A 3,970-nucleotide genomic window follows, 5' to 3' on the forward strand; every position below is an offset into this window, starting at 1 on the left:
TCACTAGATCAGAAAAGACAGAACTGAATTCTGAGTCTTGGCTGATTTTTTTGCAACAACCCCCTCATTTTCGATAAGTAACAAAATGTTACACTCTCGAGGTCTTGATGCACATACATCTGAATGATATGCGCATTAGTTTATTATTAGGATGGATGGATAATTTTGTAACCATAAATAAGTTAACCGAAAATGTTGTAAAAAAGATAACTGCAATACTGATACTTTCTGTGTTTACTTTTAATTCACACGCTTGGATGATACCTGTTGGTTCTGACCCATATTCAATTGATGGATATAGTTATGACTGGAGAGTTGAAAGCAAGAATCTAACAAACATTGATCTTGAAGAGTTTGGATTATCGCTATCTCACTCATTACAATATGAGACTTGGTGTGTAGAAGGTGGTTGTAGCTACAATCGAACAGATAATACACACGATATATTCTATATATCGTATGATAGAACCAAAGGTAAAGTGAAAGATCTCGCTATTAAAATTCAGTACATGGATCGTGATACTGGTGATATTAAATATTTTAAAGATAAAAATAATCACTTTGTTAATTATAGGATGGTAAATCTATCGATAAATCCTACATTAAGTACTGATGGTGATAATATTTATGAAGCTCATTCTGCTGTGCAAAGAGGAAGAGAAACATTAGAGTTGTTATTAGATAAAAGACCATCGGGAATATTTGATGATGTTGTTCCAGTTATTACGGTTTACCTAGCACTAAGTGACTCTGAAAAAATAGAACAAATTTATAATAATAAGAAGAAACTCTTTATTTCTTCTGGAATGGCAACAATGGCTTCAAACCTAAATGAAGCTTATGATGAAGAAGGTGATGATGAAGAAGGTGATGATGGATATTCAATGACAGTTAGCGTAGTTGGTTCTCTTGGCTTTGTAGCTAAAGGTTTTCAAGTCGCTACAGATTTTGAGGATATTAATATTTCCGTAATTAATGGTTATTCAGTTGGAAGCCTTAGTTCGTTTCAAGGTGAAATTGGTATATGGGAAACCGGGGATATTAGCGAGTTATCTAATGGAAAAAGTATAAATGCTGCTTTTGACACTCCAGTTGGGGGGATCGGCCTATTAAGCAACAAATCTGGTTCGATAAAGGGGCTTGGTATTTCAATTGGTCATTACGTGGGTTTGCCTGTGAGTTTTACTGAATTAACCGCCGAAGAATTAGGGACAACCATCACGAATAACTACACTAGCACAGTAAAAGAAGACAGTTACAGTACAGGTTTTGATTATAATTACGATTATGAGCATGAATATAGCTTACGAGAAGATTACGATGATGACCGTGACCGTGACCGTGACTATGATCGTGAAGATGAAGATCATGACAGGTATGATAGAGAAGATAATGATTATGCAACTGAAACGGATTTAGATTCTGGCGAAACGACTCGAGTTGATTTTCCGGGGGAACCTTCTAGTCCACGAGATGACTACGATGAAAGAGATGATGACCGTGATAGAGATTAACTATTCAAATAATAAATACATATTGATATTTGGGGCATTATTCCCATTATCAATACATTATCCTGCTTTCTATGAATTAGTGCAGGATATGGATGTTTATTTGCAGATGTTTATCTGTGTTGTTTCACTGTTATATATTTTCTATAGTGTTAATGTTGTTGTTTTTAAAAGGAAAAATATGGACTTTAGAATGGTGGGTAATATGTCATTTTTCATCCAAATGATAATTTTCATGGTGAGGAATTATGTTTGGTAGAAGTTATGTTATTATTGCATTGATAATATTATTATCATTTATTACAGTGGATGGTGAGTTTAGCCAGGTTATATTAAGATGTCTTTCGATCACTTCGGTTATCATGTCGGTGATGTATGCTTACCGTCTTTTATTGTATGTTAAGAATACAATAAAAAATAAGGAGAGATTTAGTTTTTTTGTCTACTACCCTATTTTTTGGAAAGTGATATTTTTTCTTGTTATACCAATCTTCTCAGAAGTGGGTATAAATATTATTAGCAGGTAATAAGGGAATATAATTTATTTTTACAAGTCAGTAAATATAAATACTGACTTGTCGACTTCTATTTTATAGTGTAAAAATATGGTCAAATTAAAGTTATTCTAGACAATGGGGCTTGTTGCAACTAATCAGAGAATGCAGATCTACCCAGTCATGGGGGTAACCATTACTGGTAAACCACCTCAACATTGAAGAGACGATTCATGAAGGCGGATCTCTCCCGAACAAGCGTTTTACGCTCATCATGACGTAACCAAAAATCAAACTGGCCTTTGTTCAACATTCGCAGTGATTCGAATCCCTCGATGGTTGACCAGGCTCGCTTTCGTATTTTAAAACCGCCTGTGCTGACGACGAGCTTCTTGATGGGGGCGTGATCGGACTCGATACCATTATTGAGATACTTCACTTGCCGTTGCTCGACATCCGCTCGCAGCCGTCCCTCCTTCTTCAGGCGCGAGATAGCATGAGCATACGAGGAATGCTTGTCCGTGTTCAAGGTTTTAGGCTGAGTGTCTACATCATAGTCTCTTAGGCACCGTTTCAAGAACTGATAAGCCGCGTTTTTATTACGTTTTTGGGAGAAATAGAAGTCCAGTGTTTCGCCTTGCTTGTTGATAGCTCGATACAGATAGTGCCATTTCCCTTTCACCTTGACGTAGGTTTCATCGAGCTGCCACGAAGAGTCTGTACGGATGAACTGATGAACTGATGGCGGCGTAACTTCTTACTTAATGCTGGGGCATATTCAATGAACCAACGATAAATGGTCGAGCGATTAACCGAAACCCCTCGTTCTGCCAGCATGTCGCTGAGGTTGGCGTAGCTCATTGGGGTCGAACCATACCAACGAAGGCACCAAAGAATGATTTCAGGGGCAAAGTGTTTCCATTTGAATGCGGGATTGGTCATGAGTCACTAGATCAGAAAAGACAGAACTGAATTCTGAGTCTTGGCTGATTTTTTTGCAACAGCCCCTTACTCATCTCGGGATGCCCAAGAGCTACCGAGTCGCCTAACCGTATCAAAAGACCACCTAGGTTGAGTATTGCAACAAAGCCGTTAGAGAGTGTTCACAACAGTTAGACCTTTAACTCTAGGAAGGTTTTGCCTCTAAATGAGTTTCAGGAGTTTGACTACTCGTTTATCAAAACAAGTTTTTGTTTAGATTTATTCATGTTTATAATATGGTTATAGATAAATTCGTGCTCGCACGATATTTAATCGTTATATTTTAGGAGTATCCAAGTGATTAGATATCTTTTTGTAATTTTGTTATGTACGGCGTTTCCAGCCTCTTCTGAGGAAAATGAGACACTTACTATCGACCAAGTTGTGGTAGAAAGTGTAGATTTAGCTTTTTCAAATGAAAGTAATACTCAACCAGAGCTTAGTGAGTTTGGAATTCAAAACTATGTACTGATGAGTAATGATTTAGGTGAACGTTGGGCTGTAGTGACGGTAAAGAATAAGGCTTCAGGTAGGCGAACATTAACCCAAAAACATTTTTTGGCCGTTTTAGCTAATGGTGACCGTATTTTTCCTAACGAATTCTCACAATTTTTTAATAGAAATGAGACCATGTCGGTAACTATAAGCTTTGGTCAGAATAAGTTTCCAATCTTATCGATTTATTCAAGGTAAGCGTCTAATTAAGCAGTGATCTGCTCCAGTTAGACTGGACACCGCATTAAGCGACATATTGTTTTTCAAAGTTAACTGGGCTTAGATACCCAAGAGCACTGTGCCTTCTTGTTCGATTATAATCAACTTCGATATATTCAAAAAGCGCTTGGCGCATCTCTTCTCGCGTCATTATCGGCTCGTATTGGATGGCTTCTACTTTCATTGAGTGGAAAAAGCTTTCAACACAGGCATTGACGCTCCTATGTCAAGACTTATGTCATAACAGAAAGATCTTTCAATATAATGGGG

At 37.3% G+C, this 3,970-nt stretch carries 2 protein-coding genes and 2 pseudogenes; 2 read left to right on the forward strand and 2 right to left on the reverse strand.

The window, feature by feature from the left end; translation table 11 throughout:
• The first annotated feature begins 155 nt into the window (after positions 1-155).
• On the forward strand, positions 156-1,514 hold the full coding sequence (locus QWZ04_RS19975) for a hypothetical protein (RefSeq protein WP_290330013.1): 1,359 nt from the start codon (positions 156-158) through the stop codon (positions 1,512-1,514).
• Between the two features lie 687 nt (positions 1,515-2,201).
• On the opposite strand, the pseudogene QWZ04_RS19980 reads toward QWZ04_RS19975, so the two are convergent.
• A pseudogene (locus tag QWZ04_RS19980) lies at positions 2,202-2,947 on the reverse strand (IS6 family transposase).
• Between the two features lie 336 nt (positions 2,948-3,283).
• On the opposite strand from QWZ04_RS19980, the gene QWZ04_RS19985 reads away from it, so the two are divergent.
• Positions 3,284-3,679, forward strand: coding sequence for a hypothetical protein (locus QWZ04_RS19985; protein WP_290330014.1), 396 nt, complete (start codon positions 3,284-3,286; stop codon positions 3,677-3,679).
• Between the two features lie 46 nt (positions 3,680-3,725).
• Here the strand turns inward: QWZ04_RS19985 and QWZ04_RS19990 are convergent.
• Positions 3,726-3,914 (reverse strand): annotated as a pseudogene (locus QWZ04_RS19990) (IS3 family transposase); the annotation flags it as partial.
• Between the last annotated feature and the right edge of the window lie 56 nt (positions 3,915-3,970).

The sequence above is a fragment of the Vibrio tapetis subsp. quintayensis genome, assembly GCF_030409945.1.
Lineage (GTDB): Bacteria > Pseudomonadota > Gammaproteobacteria > Enterobacterales > Vibrionaceae > Vibrio > Vibrio quintayensis.